The following is an 18,781-nucleotide window of genomic DNA, read 5'->3' on the forward strand; positions in this document are numbered from 1 at the left end:
CGCTTTTGGCGCATGCGGTCAGACAATACGCCGTAAATTCTCGTTCGGGCCTCCCTGTTCTGATTGCAGAGGCACAAAGCCATTCTCTGATCAGCCCTCAGCGCCGCCACCCCCACAGGCAGCGGGCCGAGCAATAACAGAGGTCCAACTCAAGAGCCGGACTCACAACCGTTAAATACCGGCAGCGTCCTTAAGAGCCGCCGCACGGTCCGTCTTCTCCCACGGGAACGAAGTGAACGTCTTGCCGCCCACGGTCATTTCCTGTGGCTCACGGCCAAAGTGGCCGTAGGCTGCCGTAGCCCGGTACATCGGGTGCAGCAGGTCGAGCATGTTGGTGATCGCGTAGGGACGCAGGTCGAAGTTCTGGCGCACCAGTTCGATGATCTTGTCGTCGCTGATCTTGCCGGTGCCGAAGGTGTTCAGTGAGATCGAGGTGGGTTGTGCCACACCGATGGCGTAGGACACCTGAATCTCGCACTTCTCGGCCAGGCCGGCGGCAACGATGTTCTTGGCGACGTAACGGCCGGCGTAGGCGGCCGAGCGGTCAACCTTCGACGGGTCTTTGCCCGAGAACGCGCCGCCACCGTGACGAGCCATGCCGCCGTAGGTATCGACGATAATCTTGCGGCCGGTCAGGCCACAGTCACCAACCGGTCCGCCGATCACGAACTTGCCGGTGGGGTTGATGTGGAACTGGGTATCTTTGTGCAGCAGTTCGGCCGGGAGGGCGTGCTCGACGATCAGCTCCATCACCGCTTCTTTCAGGTCGGCCTGGGTGACGTCTTCATCGTGCTGAGTCGACAGCACCACCGCGTCGATACCGGCCACGCGGCCGTTCTCATAGCGGCAGGTCACCTGGCTTTTCGCATCCGGGCGCAGCCATGGCAGCAGACCGCTCTTGCGGGCTTCGGCCTGGCGCTGCACCAGGCGGTGCGAGAAGGTGATCGGGGCCGGCATCAGTACATCGGTTTCGTTGCTGGCGTAGCCGAACATCAGGCCCTGGTCGCCAGCGCCCTGGTCTTCCGGCTTCTGGCGGTCAACGCCCTGGGCGATGTCGACAGACTGCTTGCCGATGATGTTGATGATGCCGCAGGTGTCGCCGTCATAGCCCACGTCGGAAGAGGTATAGCCGATGTCCTTGATCACACCACGTACCAGGTCTTCCAGATCGACCCACGCACTGGTGGTGATTTCACCGCCGACAATCGCGACGCCGGTTTTTACCATGGTTTCGCAGGCAACCCGGGCGTGGGGGTCTTCGGCGAGGATGGCGTCCAGCACCGCGTCAGAGATCTGATCGGCCAGTTTGTCAGGATGGCCTTCAGAGACCGATTCGGAGGTGAAGATATTGTAGTCAGCCATTAAGCGTGCTCCTCTGTGAGCGTTTCAAATTCAGACCGGTAAGTGACTTTCTTAAAGTACCTTCCGGCTACCGGTTTGTTGGTTCGTGTAAGCATACGTAAAACTACGTATCTGTATATCAAAATTTGTTGATATTGAGATCCGGGTCGTCAGCCCGGACTGTCGCTCTTCCAGAATTCCCGTACCTGAATCTGGAAACCGTTGCGCAATCCTATAAACAGTTGCTCGCCCGCGGTCAGGCCAGCGTCAGCGGCCCAGGCGGTGAGTTCTTCCGGTTCAAAGCCCAGCCAGAGGTCGCCGCAGTTTTCCTTGGCCCAGTCCTGGTCGTGGCTGCACAGGTCGCTGATGACCAGACAGCCGCCGTTGTTCATCAACGCTGCCGCATCCAGAAATATGTCCGCCGGGCTGGGCACGTGGTGCAGCACCATGTTGGCTACCACCAGGTCAAAGGCATCGCCCCGTGCCAGCAGGTTGTCGGTTACACCCTCGATCAGGTCGACGTTGTTCAGCCGCTGGTCAATACAGGTGCGGGTGGCCTTGGCCAGCATGTCGCGGCTGTTATCCAGCGCCACCACGTGGTCGCAGAGTCGGGACAGGGTCGGCAGGAATGCGCCTTCCCCGGGACCGATTTCCACCGCTGTGCGCCAGGGATGTTTGCTGGCACGTTTGCGCAGCAGATCCGCAACCGGCTCGGCGTAGAGGTCAAACGCGGCGATCAGTTCCTGCTGTTCGCGGAACTGCTCGGCATGGCGCGAGAAAAAGGCCTGCGACTGATCCGCCCGCTGGTTGCGGATGGCTTCGATCTTCGCTTCCAGATGCGGGGGCAGGGACACCAGATCCACGGTATCGAAAACCTGCCGGATGGTCTGGTCCGTCAGTTTGTCGCTGTCCAGGCTCAGGGGGCGGCGGTAGAAAATCGCGTTGCCTTCCCGCTGGGGCTCCAGCAACCCGGCCTTGTGCATCACCTTGAGGTGGTGGCTCATGCCGGACTGGCGCATGTCGAACAATTGGCTCAGCTCCAGCACCCCGAAAGTGTCACGGCGCAGCACGCGCAGAATCTCCAGGCGCAGCGGATCCCCGCTCGCTTTGTAGATCGGGGCCAAAGCGTCCACGGAGGACAGATCGGCGGCGTGTGCGTTCATGGATGTCATGGAGGGCAAGTTTAGGAGGGTTCGGCTGGTCAATCAATAGCCATATCAAAAAATATTGATATAGATTTGGCGTTCTCGGAAGTTGGCCTGTTTCGGGAAACCCGATTTGCCCCGGCACACAGTAATCGGCGAAAATACGCGCCTTATTTTTGCGCAGTTCTATTTTCCCGATAAAGCACTGGAGAAACGTTGATGCCCTCTCGTAAAGATCTCGCCAACGCCATTCGCGCGCTGAGCATGGATGCGGTTCAGAAAGCCAAATCCGGCCACCCGGGTGCGCCCATGGGTATGGCGGACATCGCCGAGGTACTGTGGAATGATTATCTGAGCCACAACCCGGTCAACCCGCAGTGGGCAAACCGCGACCGCTTCGTGCTGTCCAACGGGCACGGCTCCATGCTGCAGTATTCGCTGCTGCACCTGAGTGGCTATGACGTTTCCATTGAAGATCTGAAGAACTTCCGTCAGCTGCACTCCAAGACACCGGGCCACCCGGAGTACGGTTACACCCCGGGCGTTGAAACCACCACCGGTCCCCTGGGGCAGGGTTTTGCCAACTCGGTCGGTTTTGCCCTGGCAGAGAAAGCGCTGGCGGCACAGTTCAATCGTCCCGGCCACGACATCGTGGATCACTACACCTACACCTTCCTGGGTGACGGCTGCCTGATGGAAGGCATTTCCCACGAAGTGGCGTCCCTGGCCGGAACCCTGGGTCTGGGCAAGCTGATCTGCTTCTATGACGACAACGGCATCTCCATCGACGGTGAAGTGGAAGGCTGGTTCACTGACGACACCCCCAAACGTTTTGAAGCCTACGGCTGGCAGGTGATTCCCGCCGTTGACGGCCATGACGCCGACGCCGTGCGCGCCGCCATCGAAGCGGCCCGCGCCAACACCGATCAGCCCACCATGATCTGCTGCAAGACCATCATCGGTTTCGGCTCCCCCAACAAACAGGGTAAAGAAGATTGCCACGGCGCCCCGCTGGGTGACGACGAGATTAAGCTGACTCGCGAGCAGCTGGGCTGGGCCCACGGCGCGTTTGACGTACCCTCAGAGATCTATGCCGAGTGGGATGCCAAAGAGAAAGGCGCCGCTGCGGAAAATGCATGGGATGAGAAGTTTGCGGCCTACGCGAAAGCCGAGCCGGAACTGGCGGCCGAGTTCAAGCGCCGCATGGCCGGCGACCTGCCTGCCGATTTCTCCGAGAAGGCCCAGGCCTACATCCAGGAGTGTCAGGACAAGGGCGAAACCGTTGCCAGCCGTAAGGCCTCCCAGAACACCCTGAACGCCTACGGCCCGCTGCTGCCGGAACTGCTGGGCGGCTCCGCCGACCTGGCCGGTTCCAACCTCACCATCTGGGGCGGCTCCAAAGGCGTCACTAAAGAAGACGCCAGCGGCAACTACATCTATTACGGTGTGCGCGAGTTCGGCATGGCCGCCATCATGAACGGCATCGCCCTGCACGGTGGCTACGTGCCTTACGGCGCCACCTTCCTGATCTTCATGGAATACTGCCGCAACGCCGTACGCATGGCGGCACTGATGAAGCAGCGCTCCATCTATGTATTCACCCACGACTCCATCGGTCTGGGCGAAGACGGCCCCACGCACCAGCCCATCGAACAGCTGGCCAGCCTGCGCACCACCCCGAACATGAGCACCTGGCGCCCGGCCGACACCGTGGAATCCGCGGTGGCCTGGAAAGCCGCGCTGGAGCGTAAAGACGGCCCCACCGCCATGGTCTTCTCCCGCCAGGGTCTGCCGCACCAGCAGCGTGATGCCCGGCAACTGGCGGACGTTGCCAAAGGCGCATACGTTCTGTCCGACAGCGACGGCACCCCGGACCTGATCCTGATTGCCACCGGTTCCGAAGTGGGCCTCGCCCAGGACACTGCCGCCAAACTGCGGGAGCAGGGCAACAAGGTGCGTGTTGTGTCCATGCCGTCCACCGACACCTTTGACGCCCAGAGCGCCGAATACAAGCAGCAGGTGCTGCCTCTGGAAGTCACCAACCGCATCGCCATCGAAGCCGGCATTGCCGACTACTGGTATAAATATGTGGGTCTGGACGGCCGCGTTGTCGGCATGACCACCTTTGGTGAGTCTGCACCCGCCGGCGAGCTGTTCAAGGAATTCGGCTTCACCGTCGACAACATCCTGGAAGTCGCTGCGGAACTGCTGGACGCTTGATGAGCAACGCCAAGCCATTTCGCATCGCGATCAACGGGTATGGCCGTATCGGCCAGTGTGTGTTGCGCGCGCTCTACGAAAATGGCTTTCGCGACCAGTTGCAGGTGGTGGCCATCAATGAGCTATCGGACATCGATACCATTGCCCATCTGACTCGCTACGACTCCACTCACGGCCGCTTCCGGGGCGAGATCGCCGTGATGGGTCAGGACCTGATGGTCAACGGTGATGCCATCCGTGTGCTGCGACATACGGAACCCTCAGAGTTGCCCTGGCGTCTGCTGGATGTGGATCTGGTGATGGAGTGCTCCGGTGCCTATTCCGACCGCGCCACCGCGGAAAAACACATCCAGTCGGGGGCGAAACGCCTGCTGTTTTCGCAGCCGGCGGAGTCGGATGTGGACCGCACCGTGGTCTTTGGCATCAACGATCAGGATCTGGTTGGCGAAGACACCATCGTGGCGGCCGGTTCCTGCACCACCAATTGCCTGGTGCCGGTGATCAAGGTTCTGGACGAAGCCTTTGGCGTGGAGCAGGGCAGTACCACCACCATCCACGCGGCGATGAACGACCAGCCGGTGATCGACGCTTACCACCACCAGGACCTGCGCCGAACGCGCAGTGCGTTACACAACATCGTACCGGTAGACACCGGCCTGGCCAAAGGCATCGAGCGTCTTCTGCCGCACATGGAGGGCAAGTTCAGCGCGGTGGCCATGCGGGTGCCCACCTTGAACGTCTCCGCCATCGATATGGTGCTCAACGTGCGCGAGGCTACCGACGTGGCCGCGGTCAACAAACTGCTAGAAGAGGCCGCCCAAGGCCCGTTAAAAAGCATACTTGGCTACACCGATGAACTGCTGGCCAGCTCCGATTTCAACCACGACGCCCACTCCGGCATCGTGGATGGCGGCCAGACCCGGGTGACCGGGGGGACCATGGTGAAAGTGCTGTGCTGGTTCGATAACGAGTGGGGGTTTGCGAACCGGATGCTCGATGTCAGCAAAAGCTGGTTAACCAAACACTCCTAATCTGAAATTTTGTTGAAGGGACGAACGACATGGCCATTAAAAAAATGACCGACCTGGATCTCGCCGGCAAGCGGGTGCTGATCCGTGAAGACCTCAACGTGCCGGTCAGAGACGGCAAGGTCTCCAGCGACGCCCGCATCCGCGCGTCACTGCCGACCATCAAGGCCGCCAGAGACGCCGGCGCTAAAGTCATGCTGATGTCACACCTCGGCCGCCCGGAAGAAGGCGTGTACGACGAAGCTTCCTCCATGAAGCCGGTCGCCGACCACCTCAGCCAGGTGCTGGGCCAGGAAGTGCGCCTGATCAAAGACTACCTGAGCGGCGTTGAAGTGGCCGACGGCGAAGTAGTCCTGTTCGAGAACGTCCGCTTCAACAAAGGCGAAAAGAAAGACGACGAAGCCCTGGCAAGGCAGTACGCCGCCCTGTGCGACGTTTACGTTATGGACGCCTTCGGCACTGCCCACCGCGCACAGGCCTCCACCCACGGCGTTGCCAGATTCGCCGCCGAAGCCTGCGCCGGCCCGCTGCTCGCGGCTGAACTGGACGCCCTCGGCAAAGCCCTGGACAACCCGGCCAAGCCCGTGGTGGCCATCGTTGGCGGCTCCAAGGTCTCCACCAAACTGGACGTACTGAACGCCCTGGAAAACGTCTGTGACCAGATCATCGTCGGCGGCGGCATCGCCAACACCTTCCTGGCGGCCGCGGGCCACCCGGTCGGCAAATCCCTGTGCGAGCACGACTTGCTCGACACCGCCAAAGACATCGCCAGCCGCGTGGAAATCCCGCTGCCGGTGGACGTCGTGGTAGCTAGCGAATTCGCCGAAACCGCCACCGCCACCACCAAGAACATCTCCGACATCAGCGACGACGACATGATCCTCGACGTCGGCCCGGAAACCGCCGGTCAGTTCGCCGAGCTGTTGAAAAACGCCAAAACCATCCTCTGGAACGGCCCGGTCGGCGTCTTCGAATTCGACCAGTTCGGCAACGGCACCAAGGCTCTGGCGGAAGCTATCGCCGAAAGCGACGCTTTCTCACTGGCCGGGGGCGGTGATACTGTGGCGGCCGTTGACAAGTACGGCGTGGCTGACAAAATCTCCTACATTTCCACCGGTGGTGGCGCGTTCCTGGAATTCGTGGAAGGCAAAACCCTGCCGGCAGTGGCTGTACTGGAAGAGCGCGGCGCATAACGAGTTTCAGAACGCATTCAACGATTCCCAAATTCAACTGAAGGAGACGACCCATGGCCCTGATTTCGATGCGGCAAATGCTGGACCACGCCGCCGAGCATGGTTACGGTGTACCAGCCTTTAACGTCAACAACCTGGAACAGATGCGCGCCATCATGGAAGCCGCCGACAAAACCGACTCCCCGGTGATTGTCCAGGCCTCCGCCGGTGCCCGCAAATACGCCGGCGCCCCGTTCCTGCGCCACCTGATCCTCGCGGCCATCGAAGAATGGCCTCATATCCCGGTGGTCATGCACCAGGACCACGGCACCAGCCCGTCGGTGTGCCAGCGCTCCATCCAGCTGGGCTTCAGCTCGGTGATGATGGACGGCTCCCTGGGTGAAGATGGCAAAACCCCGACCGACTACGAGTACAACGTCGATGTCACCCGCCGTACCGTCGAAATGGCCCACGCTTGTGGTGTCTCGGTAGAAGGTGAGCTGGGCTGCCTGGGTTCCCTGGAAACCGGCCAGGCCGGCGAAGAAGACGGCATCGGCGCCGAAGGCACTCTGGACCACAGCCAGATGCTGACCGATCCGGAAGAAGCCGCCGACTTCGTCAAGAGAACCCACGTGGACGCCCTGGCGATCGCCATCGGTACCAGCCACGGCGCCTACAAGTTCACCCGTCCGCCGACCGGTGACATTCTGGCCATCGACCAGATCAAAGCCATCCACGCCCGCATCCCGGACACCCATCTGGTCATGCACGGCTCCAGCTCAGTGCCGCAGGAATGGCTGAAGATCATCAACCAATACGGCGGCGAAATCCCGGAAACCTACGGTGTGCCGGTTGAAGAAATCGTGGAAGGCATCAAGCACGGCGTGCGCAAGGTCAACATCGACACCGACCTGCGTCTGGCCAGCACCGGCGCCGTTCGCCGCTTCCTGGCAGAAAACCCGGCGGAATTCGACCCGCGGAAGTTCCTCAAGGAAACCATGAAGGCGATGACCGAAGTGTGCATCGCACGCTACGAAGCCTTCGGCTGTGCCGGCAACGCCAGCAAGATCAAGCCGATCAACCTCGACCGCATGTTCGAGCGTTATGCTGCTGGCGAGCTGGACCCCAAGGTCCGATAACGCCCCGGCGCCAGAAGCCTCCGGATTCTTCTGAATTTCCGGAGGCTTTTTTTATCCCTTCTTTGCCAACCGCTCCAGCGCCAACAGCGTATCCGCGTAATTCACGAACCGGTTCAGATACTCCGGCGACAACGTCTCCATGGTGGCAATCGCACGGCTAACCAACCGGTGGGCGTTTATCGGCCCGGCGTTTTCCGGCGTCTGTTCAATGGCCTGGCGAATGCGCTCATGCAGGGCCTGATGGCCCCGGTCCGCCTGGGCTCTGGTCATGGCTTTGAGCGGGCGGGGCGAACGGTTGGTTGCGGCCGACTGCGTGGCCTCCCCCGGCTCCTCACCGAAAATGAGCCTCTCCAGGGAGGAAGGGGCGTGTGTTGCGGGCGGTTCCGCTGAGTGATTCAGAGCCTCCAGCAGAAGCTGCAAGGGTGAGCGCTGCCCGGTTTGGCCAGACAGCTCCGGTTGTTCTGCGCCAGCCTGCTGTTCGGACCTCGCTTGATACTCCGCCACGGCCTGCGCCAGCTTCTGCCAGTGGCGGCTGCCCTGCAGTCCTTTTGCTCGTAGTCTGTGCTCCAGAACTTCCAGGTAACGGAAGTGGACCGGATCCACCTGATCTTTACCCGCCTGCTTCAGGTCAGCGAGGAGTTGGTCAATCGCCTCCGGCTCAGTGACGTCTGTCATTCGGTTCCGTCTCCGCTGCCGGTTTCGGCGGCCATAGCCGGCGCCCGTGGCACGGTGCTGATCTCCACCCGCCGGTTCTGGGCGCGGGAGCCAGCATCCACATTGGGCACCGCCGGGTGGTGCGGGCCAAAGGCCGCGGCAAAGACCCGGTCTGCAGGCAGGCCCAGTTCCATCAGGGTACGCGTGACCGTCAACGCCCGCTGGGCCGACAGCCCCCAGTTATCCTGATAGCGATTGCCTTGGTGCATGGGCAGGTCGTCGGTGAAGCCGCTGACCATCAGCAGCTCGTCGTGCTGGTTCAGGTAGGTCTGCAGGGGTGCAACCAGTGACCGCAGCACGGCCACGCCGTCTGCCTGCAACTGATCCGAGTTCAGCTCGAACAGCACGTTACCGCTGATACCGATGCGGCCATCGCGGAAGGTCACCAGGCCCTTGGTGAGCGGGTCTTCCAACGCCTGTTCCAGTGCCATGCGGCGCTCTTCCTCGGCCACCCGGCGCTCCGTCTCCTCCGCCAGAGACTGACTGAGCTCCAGCTGTACGCCGATCACCCACACCAGAATCAGCACCAGAATACCCACCAGCGCCGCCATCAGGTCAGAGAAGATCGCCCAGATCGGTGTGGACTGCTGTTCGTCGCCTTCCAGGTGTTCCATCAGTTGGCCCCGGCAGGCTCTGGCTGGCCCCTGCGCAGGGCGGTGACGGCATCGATAACGTCCTTCTGGGAGCTGACAGACAGATCGATGACCTCGCGGGCCTGTGCCACGTAGTAGGCCAGTTGTTCATCATGCCGGCTGCTGGCGCTGTCCATCGCCTTCTGAATGTTGGTCAGAGTTTCCTGCAGGCTGCTATTGGAGGTGCTGAATAACGCTACTGCCTGGTGGAAGGCCTCACTGAGGGCGCCCACTTCCTGACTGCTGCCGGCAATGTCGTCGCCCAGTTTGCCAAGCTGCTGGCTTTGTTCCGCAATCAGGGTGTTGAATCGTTCGCTGATCCCGGTGAGGGTGTCACCGGCGCCGCTGATCAGGGCGTCAACGGCCTGGCGCTGACTGTCAGCATTGCTGCGCTGAGAGTCCAGCAGGCTGTCCAGTTCCTCAACCAGCCGTTGGCGTTCCGCCAGCAACTGGTTTTCCCGTTCGCTGTTGCGGGCCATTTCCTGTTGCAGCTGGTTGATCACCTCGGCGGCGGCTTTCGGCGTTTCCGAAGCCGTTTCAATCAGTCGGGTCATGGGTGCTTCCAGGCCCGTGCCCAGCTGGGTCAGGTGGTCGCTTACGGTATTCTCCAGCCGTGCCAGGCGGTCAGTCGCTGCCTCGCCTCTGGCCGCTTCCTGGTCCCGGAGTGCGGTGAGCTGTTCACTGATTCCGTCGATCAGCGTAGCCAGATTCTCCTGCCAGCGCAGGGCGTTCTGTTCCGACGTCGCCTGCTGGGTCGCAAGGTTCTGCTGCCAGCGTTCCCCCGCATCCATCGTGGTTGTCCGGAAGGCTTCGGCGATCTCCGTGAGTTGCCGTTCGGCGGTATCAGACCAGCTTCGGTGCAGTTCTCCGGCTTCTTCGTTCAGGCCCGTCATCGCTTTTTCCACAATCGGTTCTACGCGCTCTGCCGCCAGGCGGGTGCTGGCGTCCAGAGCCGACTCCAGGGATTGAGCCACGGAATCCGCCAGTGTCTGATAGTGGTTTCCGACGGTGCTGTGAAATTCCTGCTGGTTGCGGGTCAGGGATTGCTCAAGGGTCTGGCCCAGCTGTTCCATGCGGGCGGTCATGGCTTCCATGGCCGACGCCATATCCGGCAGCGCCCGGGCCTGGGATTCCAATGCCTGAAACGCTTGCTGGCGCTGGTAGTCGGCGGACAGATGGTGCAGCTGCTGGCGCAGGGTGGTGTCCAGCTGGCGGGACACCTGCAGCCGCTCGCGTCGGCTGAGAGTGGAGGCCAGCCCGAGCATGGCGGAAGCGGCCACACCGGCAATGGACGTGCCGAAAGCCAGGCTGAGACCGGCAATGGGCGCGGCGAGGGCGCTGCGAATGGCGCTCAGTTCGGTACTGCCATCGAGCGCCGAGGCGGCACCGTTGAGGGTCACGATCATGCCGGCAAACGTGCCAAGCAGACCCAGCATAACCAGCAGGCCCACCAGGTAGGGCGTGAGCTGCGGGCTGGGTAAGGCGGTGGAGTGGCCGTCCAGGCGCTTCTGTATGGCGAACTGCACCGGTTCCGGCAAGCCGGACAGCCAGCGCTCAATCTGCCCGCGGTTATCCGGGGCGGAGCGCAGGCGTTCGGCCAGCTGGTGTGTCGTGCGCCGGAACCCGGTCAGCTCGGCAAAACCCAGCCCGTACACCGCAGCAATAATGACGGTCACGGTCAGCGCCAGCCGATCGGAACCGAGAAAGCTGTGGCCAATCCAGGCCGCCACGGCCAGGCCGAGGGCAAACGCGAGAAAAAAGAAAAGTCTGGTCATGGTGAATCACTCGCCTCGTTGTGGCAGGCCTCCAGCAGCCCCAGCACCGGCTCCAGCCGAACATCCAGTTCAGCGAGTAACAGAGTCTGCGCTTCCTCGCAGTAACGGTGGCGCCAGTCAGTGGGTGGGTTGCCCGCATGCAGGGCGTGCTCGGAGAGTTGCTCAGGGGGTGTTTTCAGGGTCTGGAACCGTTGTTCCAGCACCGTTGAAATTCGCGAAAAACACTGGCTGGTGTAGCCGGCCATGGTGTGGTCGAACACCGCATCCAGCTCCGCCAGCCGGGCCAGGGTCGGGCTCTGATCTTTCATCGCCTTGCGGACCTTGTCCCGCAACTGGCGGCTGCTGGCGGCGACTTTGCGTTGCAGGGTAAGCCAGGCGTTCAGATAGGGCTCGAACGCCGCCGGATCGTCCGCCTCCGTCTCGTGCCCGTAGCGCTGAATCCGCTCAACCAATGCCCGACGGGTGGTGGCCAGTTCCCGTGCCAGTTGCTCGACCGCCGCACGCGTTACTCCGGCGGGCGTGCCACCACGGAAGGACAGCGCCGAATCCAGGCTCATGGTGTCTCCCAGGCCGAACAACCGGCCCAGACGCTCGGCGACGCAGGGCAGGCTGGCATCGTCGGTCTTTATGCCAGCGGCAGAAGCCGTGAGCTGCAGCAGCCGCGACCGGGCAACACCGGGTTGTCGGAGTGGGGACTGAATCATGGAATGTGGGAGCACCGTGTGCGTTGGCCGTTGTTACAGGAAAAACCAGGGTCGTTCATTGCCGAGTGTCGGCGGCTGCCTATACTAAAGGCTAAATGCGGGAATTGATAATGACCGTAGATGAGGAAATCCATGGACTTCAAAGACTATTACGCCGTACTCGGTGTGAGCGAGTCTGCCTCCCCTGAGGACATCAAAAAGGCCTATCGCAAGCTGGCCCGCAAATACCATCCGGACGTCAGCAAGGAAGACGATGCCGACGCCAAATTCAAAGACCTCGGCGAAGCCTACGAAGTACTTAAAGACCCGGAAAAGCGGGCAGAGTATGACGAGCTCCGGAAATACGGTGCCCGGCCCGACGGCTCGTTCGAGCCGCCACCGGGCTGGCAGAGCGCGTCCGGCTTCGGCCGGGGCGGCTACACCGACGCCGATGCCCGCCAGTTCAGTGACTTCTTCGAAGAAATCTTCGGCGGGGGCCGCGGTGGCAATTCAGGCCAGGGTTTCAGCGGCGGTCGTGGTTTCCGCCAGAGTAATCGCATGCGGGGAGAAGACGTTCATGCCCGGCTGGCGCTGTTTCTGGAAGAGGTGTTCCAGGGCTGTGAAAAGCAGGTGTCGTTCCGGGTGCATGAGGCTGACGACCATGGCCGCATCGTCGCGCGCCAGAAGAACCTGAAAGTGAAAATCCCTGCCGGCATGCGCGAGGGCCAGCACCTGCGCCTGAAAGGCCAGGGCTCGCCCGGTATCGGCGGGGGCGAGGCCGGCGATCTGTTGATCGAAGTGGAGCTGGCACCGCACCCGCTGTTCAGTGTCGAGGGGCGGGATGTGGTGGTCACAGTGCCCATTGCGCCGTGGGAGGCCGCGCTGGGGGCCCAGATTACGGTGCCGACGGTGGGTTCCAGGGTGAAAGTGAAGGTGCCCAGGGGGTCATCCAGCGGACGCCGGCTTCGCCTCAAGGGCAAGGGGCTACCGGGCAAGCACCCGGGGGATCAGATCGTGTTGCTTCAGATCGTGATGCCGGAACAGCACTCCGAGCAAGCGGAAAAGCTCTATCAGGCGCTGGCTGAGGCTGAGGTGAACTTCAATCCCCGCAGCAAGCTCCATGTTTAGGTTCAGGTACAGGTTCGGTAAGAGGAGCTGGAAATGATCGCGAAAGATTCGATTCTGACCGTCGACGTGGATGAACCGCAGATGACCCTCACCCTGCGCGAAATCTGCGAGCGGGGCGAGTGCCATGCGGAGTTTGTTATCAAGCTTGTCAGCTACGGCATCATTGCCCCGGTGGAGGAGGGACCGGAAGAGCGCCAGTGGCAATTTGATCTGGCCGCCCTCGCGCGGCTGCGCAAAGCCCAACGGTTACAGCACGACCTCAATATCAACCTGCCCGGGTTGGCTATGTCTCTGGATCTGCTGGACGAGGTTCAGCAGATGCGCCGCGAGGTTGACCGGCTGAACCAGCAACTGCGGCAACTGATGGGGGAGTGGTAACTCCCCGGCTCACGCCTGCTTTTCCAGTGCCTGTATCTCCGCGTAGATTTTCTCCGCTTCTTCCATAAGCGTGCCATGACTTCGCAGATCGCCGTTACGCTGCGCATGGAGCGCTTTGGCGAGCTTGTCTTCATACGCTTTCTGCAGTTTCTTCTTCGGATCGCCTTTTAAAAATCCCAGCATGGTGTCTCTCCTTTCACATGGTGTCTGGAGAGCTTACGCGCCCGGGGGGCAAAAGTTCACAAATTCTTAATGAGCAAAAACTGGACAACCGATAAAAATGGGATTAAATTCCCAAATAGTAAATGGGAAAAATATCCCAAAAATGAAAAGCGGAAAACGAATCTGGAGAAGAACGATGAAACACAATGCCTTGGCTACAGCGATCAGATTTGCCCTCGGTGGTGCGCTCGTCAGTGCACTGGTTGCCTGCGGTGGCGGTGGAAGCGGCAGTTCCGGTGGGTCGGACGGCGTCAGTGCATCCAGCGGGTCCAGTGTCGGGCCGGTATCCGGTTTTGGCAGCGTCTACGTCAATGGAACGCGCTTCCGGACAGACGGCGCAGTGACCAGTGACGATGGGATCGAGCGGGAAACCCAGCTTGAGAAAGGCATGATCCTCAAGGTGCGCGGTAGCTGGGATGGCCGTGGTGAGGGTGAGGCTCAACGGATCGACTACGACGACACCCTGCGGGGCCCGCTGACCGCCGCCACCTGGGATGAGGTGGAAAACGTGGGTGAGCTGACCGTTGCCGGCCAGACGGTTCGCCTGGATGGTCAAACCGTATTCAAAGGGCTGAGCCCGGTTGAACTGAACGGTGTTGCGCCGGACACCTACCGGGTACGGGTCAGTGGCTGGCCGCTGGCGGACGGCTCATTCCGCGCCAGTTTTGTCGGCGTTCGGACCATCGGGGTGGATTTTGATGACGACAATGAAGTGGAAATCGCGGGCGTAGTGGAGAATCTGGATGCCGAGGCCCAGACCTTCACCCTCAACGGGTTTCCGGTCAGTTACACCAGCGCTGTTTTCGATGACGACCTGAGTGCCAGCGATCTGCAAAACGGCCTGTCCGTGGAAGCGGAGGGCAGTCTGAATGCGGAAGGCACCCTGCTGATTGCCCGGGAAATCGACGACGAAGACGATCTGTTCGACGATGACGACGACGTGGAGATTGCCGGCAGTGTTTACGACATAAACGCCACCAGCCGCACGTTCTTCATCAACGGTATTCAGGTGCAGGTTGATGGCGGCACCGAGTTCGACGATGGCCTGCGGGAAAGCGACCTGGCTGACGGTTTGCTGGTCAAAGTGGAAGGTGAATACCGCAACGGTGTGCTGATGGCGGAAGAAATCGAGCCGCGGGATGGCGACGCCGAGCTGGAGGGCGTGATCGAGTCCAGACCTGACAGCGAGACCCTGGTTGTCAGTGGGGTGCGCGTGGTTCTGACCAACGCCACGCTGATTGAGGACGACGATGATGACGATGACGACCGCATCACGCTGCGAACCCGCGACATTGAAACTCTGAATGTTGGCGATTTCGTTGAAGTCGAAGGTCGCCAGCGTTCCGATGAGGGCGGGTTTCTCGAGGCCATCACGGTCGAGCGAGAGGACGACAGCGACGATGGCTTTGAGCTGGAAGGCCGGATCACTGCAGTGACCGACATCACCGTCACTGTTCTTGGGCTGGAATTGCAGCGTGGCACTTCAGACCTCTCAGGATTGCAAGTGGGCGATGAGGTGGAAGTGGACTACACCCTTAATGCCGGTGGTGACTACGTCATTGAAGACATCGAAAAGGACGACTGACCGAAGCGTAAACCCGGTGAACACTACATCACCGGGTGTTTCTGGTTTTGATGTTGCCATGGGAATACAATCCCAAACATGAAACATTCCGACACCCCACCTCTGCATCGGGCGCTGTATCGAATTCTGCGCCCCCTTGCCCGGCTCCTGCTCCGCAACGGGATACCGTTCGGTGAGTTTGCGGACCTGGTCAAGCGGGCCTACGTGGAAGCGGCACTGGAAGATTTTGGCGACGGACGCAGGAAACCCACGGATTCCCGGGCGGCGGTGATGACCGGTCTGACCCGGAAAGAAGTCAGGCGGCACCGGGAGAACCTGGCGGGCGAGCCTGCGGGCAACGCCACCGCCAGCCAGGCCAACCGGGCCTCTCGCGTGGTCTCCGGCTGGGTGCATGACGCCGCGTTCCAGAACCGGGACGGCGAGCCCGCGCTGCTGGCGTTTGACGGCGCCATGAGCTTCAGCGAGCTGGTCAAGCGCTACAGTGGCGACATGCCGCCCAGAGCGGTGCTGGACGAACTGGTCCGGGTGGGTGTTGTGGCGGTCGACGGTGATTCCGGCCATCTGGTGCTGAAACAGCGCGCCTATGTGCCGGCGGGGGACAACGAGGAAATGCTCCAGATCTTCGGTGAAGACGTATCGGATTTAATCGTTACGATTGATCATAATCTGGTCAGTGGTGAATCAGACCGTCAGCCCCTGTTCCAGCGCACACTGACGTACAACAACGTTCCGCCGGAAATCATGGCCCGTTGGCGGCAACATGCCGCTGCCCGGTCCCAGGAACTCCTTGAGCAGTTGGACCAGTGGCTGGGCCCCCACGACCGGGACATCGCCGGTGCCGGGGGCAAGGACCAGACCGGGGAGTCGGTCAGAACCGGCGTCAGTATTTTCTATTTCGAGGAGCCGTTACAGCCGGATCCGGACATGGAGAGCAATCAATGAAATCGACATTCTCGATCCGCCACCTGACTCTGGCTGCGGTGCCACTCAGCGCCGCCTTGCTTGCCGCGTGTGGTGGCGGAGGTGGTGACGGTGGTATTGGTGTGGCCGACGGCGGTATTCGCGGCACCGGAGCCAGCGTTGGCCCGGTGTCCGGATTCGGCAGTGTGTTCGTTAACGGCATCCGCTTCGAAACTGACGGCAATGTCGCCAGCGATGACGGCATCACCACGGAAAGCCAGCTTGATAAAGGCATGATCCTGAGGGTTGATGGCCAGTGGCGCAGCGATGGCACGGGTACCGCTGAGCGGGTGGAATACGATGACACCTTCCGCGGCGAGATCGGTAATCTGGTGGCGGTCGCTGACCCGGATAACAGTTCCATACGGGAAAGTGTGACCTTCACCCTATACGGCCAGACCATCGTCGCGGACAAGCAGACCGTCTTCCGGGGTGTCTCGCTGCAAACACTGGCCGATGCGGACGTCATTCGTGTCAGCGGCTGGCGCCTCCCGAGCGGGAACTACCGGGCAAGTTACATCGGGGCGTTGAACGGGCCCGCCAGTGAGGTGGAAATTGAGGGCAGCATTGACGGTGACCCCGGCACCGTCGGGGTGAACCAGTTCCGGATCAACGGTTTCCTAGTTGAGTTCGACGAGCAGAATACAACGTTCGAAGACGGGCTGACCCCATCGGATTTGCAAACGCCGGGGTTCCGAGTGGAAGCCGAAGGTGAAATTGTCACCCTCGACGGCGAACCCGCCATTCGTGCGACGAGCCTGGAGCGGGACGAAGCCCGCCGCTATGAACGCAGCGAAGGCGATGACATCGAGTTTGCCGGGCCGGTTGCCACCGCCTACCGCGCAACTGATCGCACCTTTACCATCAATGGCCTGACCGTTGTGGTACCCGGCGACGGCGTGTTCGATGACGGCATCACCGCCAGTGACCTGCAGCCGGGCCTGCTGATTCAGGTGGAGGGTGACTTCCTGGCGGACGGCCGGGTGGAAGCAGAGGAAATCGACATCCGCGATGCCAATGCGGAAGTGGAGGGCCCTGTGGACACAGCGTCCATCGATCCCCAGGCGAGGTCCTTCCGGGTGGGCGGTGTGCTGGTGCAGGTCACCCCGCTGACGATTATCAGCGACGATGAGGATGATCGCCGCATCGGGTTCAACGACCTCAACGGCGCCTTCGAGCTGGAGGTCGAGGGCATTGAGCGGTCTGATCAGACAGGCACAGTGTTCCTGGAAGCGGTCAAGATCGAGCGGGAGTCCATCGAGGATGCCGAGTTTGAGCTGACCGGGCGCCTTACCGCCATCGATAGTACCACCATTACCGTACTGGGGGTGAGGATCGCCGCTGACGATGCGGCTTTCGAGGGTACTAGCCGGGCCTTCATTGAAGACTTGTTGAGCGAGGGCCAGCGCCCGCTGCTTGAGGTGGATTACAGCGAGCGTCCCGTTGGCAGCAATAACTACGTCGCCGATGAGGTGGAGCTGGAAGACGAGGGGGCTGACGACAGCGACGACTGACCGCTACCCGTTGCCGACCCGGGACAGACCAGTGAATGGCTCGCCCGGGTCGAGCTTCGCGTTCTAGCTGCACATTCTAGCTACACAGCCTCTGCTGTGCCTCACGGTATTCACGCTCAAGACGCTCCACCAGGGTCTGCACCGACACCACATCCCGAATCTGGCTCACGCCCTGTCCCGCCGACCACACGGTTTTCCAGGCCTTGGCCTCGTCGTCAATGGGCTTCAGCTTCTCCCCATAGTTCACATCACCGGCCTGATGCAGTTTGTCCATCGGGAAGCCCGCCGCTTCCAGGCTCTGGCGCATGAAGCTGGCGGGGACGCCGGAAACCGCCGGGGTATGAATGATGTCGCCGGACACCGCTTCGATGATCATGTTGCGATAGGCGTCGTCCGCCTGGGATTCCTCGGTGTTGATAAACCGGGTGCCCATGTAGGCAAGATCGGCCCCCATGGCCCGGGCGGCCAGAATGTCCTCACCCTGTGACAGCCCGCCGGCCAGCAGGATGGCGCCGTCAAAGACATCGCGAATTTCGTGCACCAGGACGATCGGGTTGATGGTGCCGGCATGGCCGCCAGCGCCGGCGGCCACCGCAATGATGCCGTCCACGCCGGCCTCGGCGGCTTTGCGGGCGTGTTTCTGGTTGGTCACATCGTGGAACACCAGGCCGCCGTAGCTGTGTGCCGCGTCAACCACCTGGCTGGCTGCACCCAGCGAAGTAATGATAATCGGCACCCGGTGTTTCACACACAGTTCCAGATCCGCCTGCCAGCGGGGGTTGGTGCGGTGAACAATAAGATTGACCGCATAGGGCGCCGGCGGGTGGTCGGGATCCGCGTCACGGAGCGCCTCAAGTTCGTTGTTCATCTGAATCAGCCACTGCTCGAAACCTTCGCTGGTGCGTTGGTTCAGCGCCGGAAAGCTGCCCACGATGCCTTGTTTGCAACACGCAAGGGCGAGTTCGGGGCCGGAGATCAGAAACATGGGGGCGGCCACCAGCGGCAGAGACAGGCGGTTCTTCAGAGAATCAGGCAAAGCCATGAGCATTCCTTAATTTTTGTTGGAACTTTTGTAGGATATAAAGGATCTTAGCGTGCTCACAAACCCCTGAAAACCAATAAACAACACAGCAGAGAATAACAAG

At 61.3% G+C, this 18,781-nt stretch carries 17 protein-coding genes; 9 read left to right on the forward strand and 8 right to left on the reverse strand.

Features of this window, described 5'->3' with window-relative positions; translation table 11 throughout:
• Positions 1-171: 171 nt before the first annotated feature.
• Both metK and R0125_RS02495 read right to left on the reverse strand, forming a co-directional pair.
• Positions 172-1,362 carry a methionine adenosyltransferase gene (metK, locus tag R0125_RS02490; protein WP_317237002.1) on the reverse strand — a complete coding sequence of 397 codons (1,191 nt, stop codon included), beginning with the start codon at positions 1,360-1,362 and terminating at the stop codon, positions 172-174.
• Between the two features lie 149 nt (positions 1,363-1,511).
• On the reverse strand, positions 1,512-2,513 hold the full coding sequence (locus R0125_RS02495; protein WP_317237003.1) for a metalloregulator ArsR/SmtB family transcription factor: 1,002 nt from the start codon (positions 2,511-2,513) through the stop codon (positions 1,512-1,514).
• Positions 2,514-2,705: 192 nt separating this feature from the next.
• Here R0125_RS02495 and tkt point away from each other — a divergent pair, with 192 nt between their 5' ends.
• The 4 genes from tkt to fba are packed head-to-tail and all read left to right on the forward strand — an operon-like array spanning position 2,706 to position 8,045.
• The gene (gene tkt, locus R0125_RS02500; protein WP_317237004.1) at positions 2,706-4,706 is read left to right on the forward strand and encodes a transketolase; all 2,001 of its coding nucleotides are present in this window, start codon (positions 2,706-2,708) and stop codon (positions 4,704-4,706) included.
• Positions 4,706-5,737: a type I glyceraldehyde-3-phosphate dehydrogenase gene (gap, locus tag R0125_RS02505; RefSeq protein WP_317237005.1), complete on the forward strand. Its 1,032-nt coding sequence runs from the start codon at positions 4,706-4,708 to the stop codon at positions 5,735-5,737. The genes tkt and gap overlap by 1 nt, the downstream gene beginning before the upstream one ends.
• A 29-nt stretch (positions 5,738-5,766) precedes the next feature.
• Positions 5,767-6,927 (forward strand): phosphoglycerate kinase, encoded by a 1,161-nt coding sequence (locus R0125_RS02510; RefSeq protein ID WP_317237006.1) that lies wholly within the window; start codon positions 5,767-5,769, stop codon positions 6,925-6,927.
• A gap of 53 nt (positions 6,928-6,980) precedes the next feature.
• Complete coding sequence (fba, locus tag R0125_RS02515; protein ID WP_248182199.1) at positions 6,981-8,045, forward strand: class II fructose-bisphosphate aldolase; 1,065 nt, start codon at positions 6,981-6,983, stop codon at positions 8,043-8,045.
• A 51-nt stretch (positions 8,046-8,096) separates the two neighbouring features.
• Here the strand turns inward: fba and R0125_RS02520 are convergent, their stop codons facing one another.
• The 4 genes from R0125_RS02520 to R0125_RS02535 are packed head-to-tail and all read right to left on the reverse strand — an operon-like array spanning position 8,097 to position 11,870.
• Positions 8,097-8,720 (reverse strand): DUF2894 domain-containing protein, encoded by a 624-nt coding sequence (locus R0125_RS02520; protein WP_317237007.1) that lies wholly within the window; start codon positions 8,718-8,720, stop codon positions 8,097-8,099.
• Positions 8,717-9,373, reverse strand: a complete 657-nt coding sequence (locus tag R0125_RS02525; RefSeq protein ID WP_317237008.1) for an OmpA family protein — start codon at positions 9,371-9,373, stop codon at positions 8,717-8,719. Before R0125_RS02525 ends, R0125_RS02520 begins: the two co-directional genes overlap by 4 nt.
• On the reverse strand, positions 9,373-11,166 hold the full coding sequence (locus R0125_RS02530; protein ID WP_317237009.1) for a DUF802 domain-containing protein: 1,794 nt from the start codon (positions 11,164-11,166) through the stop codon (positions 9,373-9,375). Before R0125_RS02530 ends, R0125_RS02525 begins: the two co-directional genes overlap by 1 nt.
• On the reverse strand, positions 11,163-11,870 hold the full coding sequence (locus R0125_RS02535) for a DUF3348 family protein (RefSeq protein ID WP_317237010.1): 708 nt from the start codon (positions 11,868-11,870) through the stop codon (positions 11,163-11,165). The genes R0125_RS02530 and R0125_RS02535 overlap by 4 nt, the downstream gene beginning before the upstream one ends.
• A gap of 132 nt (positions 11,871-12,002) precedes the next feature.
• Between R0125_RS02535 and R0125_RS02540 the strand changes: the two genes are divergently transcribed.
• Both R0125_RS02540 and R0125_RS02545 read left to right on the forward strand, forming a co-directional pair.
• A complete protein-coding gene (locus R0125_RS02540) occupies positions 12,003-12,977 on the forward strand; it encodes a DnaJ C-terminal domain-containing protein (RefSeq protein WP_317237011.1) in 975 nt (324 codons plus the stop codon).
• Between the two features lie 33 nt (positions 12,978-13,010).
• The gene (locus R0125_RS02545; protein WP_317237012.1) at positions 13,011-13,355 is read left to right on the forward strand and encodes a chaperone modulator CbpM; all 345 of its coding nucleotides are present in this window, start codon (positions 13,011-13,013) and stop codon (positions 13,353-13,355) included.
• A 9-nt stretch (positions 13,356-13,364) separates the two neighbouring features.
• Here R0125_RS02545 and R0125_RS02550 read toward each other — a convergent pair whose 3' ends face one another.
• Positions 13,365-13,538 carry a DUF6435 family protein gene (locus tag R0125_RS02550; protein WP_213478078.1) on the reverse strand — a complete coding sequence of 58 codons (174 nt, stop codon included), beginning with the start codon at positions 13,536-13,538 and terminating at the stop codon, positions 13,365-13,367.
• A 175-nt stretch (positions 13,539-13,713) separates the two neighbouring features.
• Here R0125_RS02550 and R0125_RS02555 point away from each other — a divergent pair, with 175 nt between their 5' ends.
• From R0125_RS02555 to R0125_RS02565, 3 genes are all read left to right on the forward strand, one after another.
• Positions 13,714-15,162 (forward strand): DUF5666 domain-containing protein, encoded by a 1,449-nt coding sequence (locus R0125_RS02555; protein WP_317237014.1) that lies wholly within the window; start codon positions 13,714-13,716, stop codon positions 15,160-15,162.
• 78 nt (positions 15,163-15,240) lie between these two features.
• A complete protein-coding gene (locus R0125_RS02560; RefSeq protein WP_317237015.1) occupies positions 15,241-16,104 on the forward strand; it encodes a DUF6502 family protein in 864 nt (287 codons plus the stop codon).
• Entirely contained in the window at positions 16,101-17,636 is a 1,536-nt protein-coding gene (locus R0125_RS02565) for a DUF5666 domain-containing protein (RefSeq protein WP_317237016.1), read from the forward strand. The genes R0125_RS02560 and R0125_RS02565 overlap by 4 nt, the downstream gene beginning before the upstream one ends.
• Positions 17,637-17,712: 76 nt before the next feature.
• Here R0125_RS02565 and R0125_RS02570 read toward each other — a convergent pair whose 3' ends face one another.
• Positions 17,713-18,678: a nitronate monooxygenase family protein gene (locus tag R0125_RS02570; RefSeq protein ID WP_317237017.1), complete on the reverse strand. Its 966-nt coding sequence runs from the start codon at positions 18,676-18,678 to the stop codon at positions 17,713-17,715.
• Between the last annotated feature and the right edge of the window lie 103 nt (positions 18,679-18,781).

This window comes from Marinobacter sp. M-5 (genome assembly GCF_032911545.1).
Classification (GTDB): Bacteria; Pseudomonadota; Gammaproteobacteria; order Pseudomonadales; family Oleiphilaceae; genus Marinobacter; species Marinobacter goseongensis.

Bases quoted from the DNA above. Each gene is read 5' to 3' on its own strand.
- metK (WP_317237002.1), bottom strand. From the start codon at position 1,362: ATGGCTGACTACAATATCTTCACCTCCGAATCGGTCTCTGAAGGCCAT.
- R0125_RS02495 (WP_317237003.1), bottom strand. From the start codon at position 2,513: ATGACATCCATGAACGCACACGCCGCCGATCTGTCCTCCGTGGACGCT.
- tkt (WP_317237004.1), top strand. From the start codon at position 2,706: ATGCCCTCTCGTAAAGATCTCGCCAACGCCATTCGCGCGCTGAGCATG.
- gap (WP_317237005.1), top strand. From the start codon at position 4,706: ATGAGCAACGCCAAGCCATTTCGCATCGCGATCAACGGGTATGGCCGT.
- R0125_RS02510 (WP_317237006.1), top strand. From the start codon at position 5,767: ATGGCCATTAAAAAAATGACCGACCTGGATCTCGCCGGCAAGCGGGTG.
- fba (WP_248182199.1), top strand. From the start codon at position 6,981: ATGGCCCTGATTTCGATGCGGCAAATGCTGGACCACGCCGCCGAGCAT.
- R0125_RS02520 (WP_317237007.1), bottom strand. From the start codon at position 8,720: ATGACAGACGTCACTGAGCCGGAGGCGATTGACCAACTCCTCGCTGAC.
- R0125_RS02525 (WP_317237008.1), bottom strand. From the start codon at position 9,373: ATGGAACACCTGGAAGGCGACGAACAGCAGTCCACACCGATCTGGGCG.
- R0125_RS02530 (WP_317237009.1), bottom strand. From the start codon at position 11,166: ATGACCAGACTTTTCTTTTTTCTCGCGTTTGCCCTCGGCCTGGCCGTG.
- R0125_RS02535 (WP_317237010.1), bottom strand. From the start codon at position 11,870: ATGATTCAGTCCCCACTCCGACAACCCGGTGTTGCCCGGTCGCGGCTG.
- R0125_RS02540 (WP_317237011.1), top strand. From the start codon at position 12,003: ATGGACTTCAAAGACTATTACGCCGTACTCGGTGTGAGCGAGTCTGCC.
- R0125_RS02545 (WP_317237012.1), top strand. From the start codon at position 13,011: ATGATCGCGAAAGATTCGATTCTGACCGTCGACGTGGATGAACCGCAG.
- R0125_RS02550 (WP_213478078.1), bottom strand. From the start codon at position 13,538: ATGCTGGGATTTTTAAAAGGCGATCCGAAGAAGAAACTGCAGAAAGCG.
- R0125_RS02555 (WP_317237014.1), top strand. From the start codon at position 13,714: ATGAAACACAATGCCTTGGCTACAGCGATCAGATTTGCCCTCGGTGGT.
- R0125_RS02560 (WP_317237015.1), top strand. From the start codon at position 15,241: ATGAAACATTCCGACACCCCACCTCTGCATCGGGCGCTGTATCGAATT.
- R0125_RS02565 (WP_317237016.1), top strand. From the start codon at position 16,101: ATGAAATCGACATTCTCGATCCGCCACCTGACTCTGGCTGCGGTGCCA.
- R0125_RS02570 (WP_317237017.1), bottom strand. From the start codon at position 18,678: ATGGCTTTGCCTGATTCTCTGAAGAACCGCCTGTCTCTGCCGCTGGTG.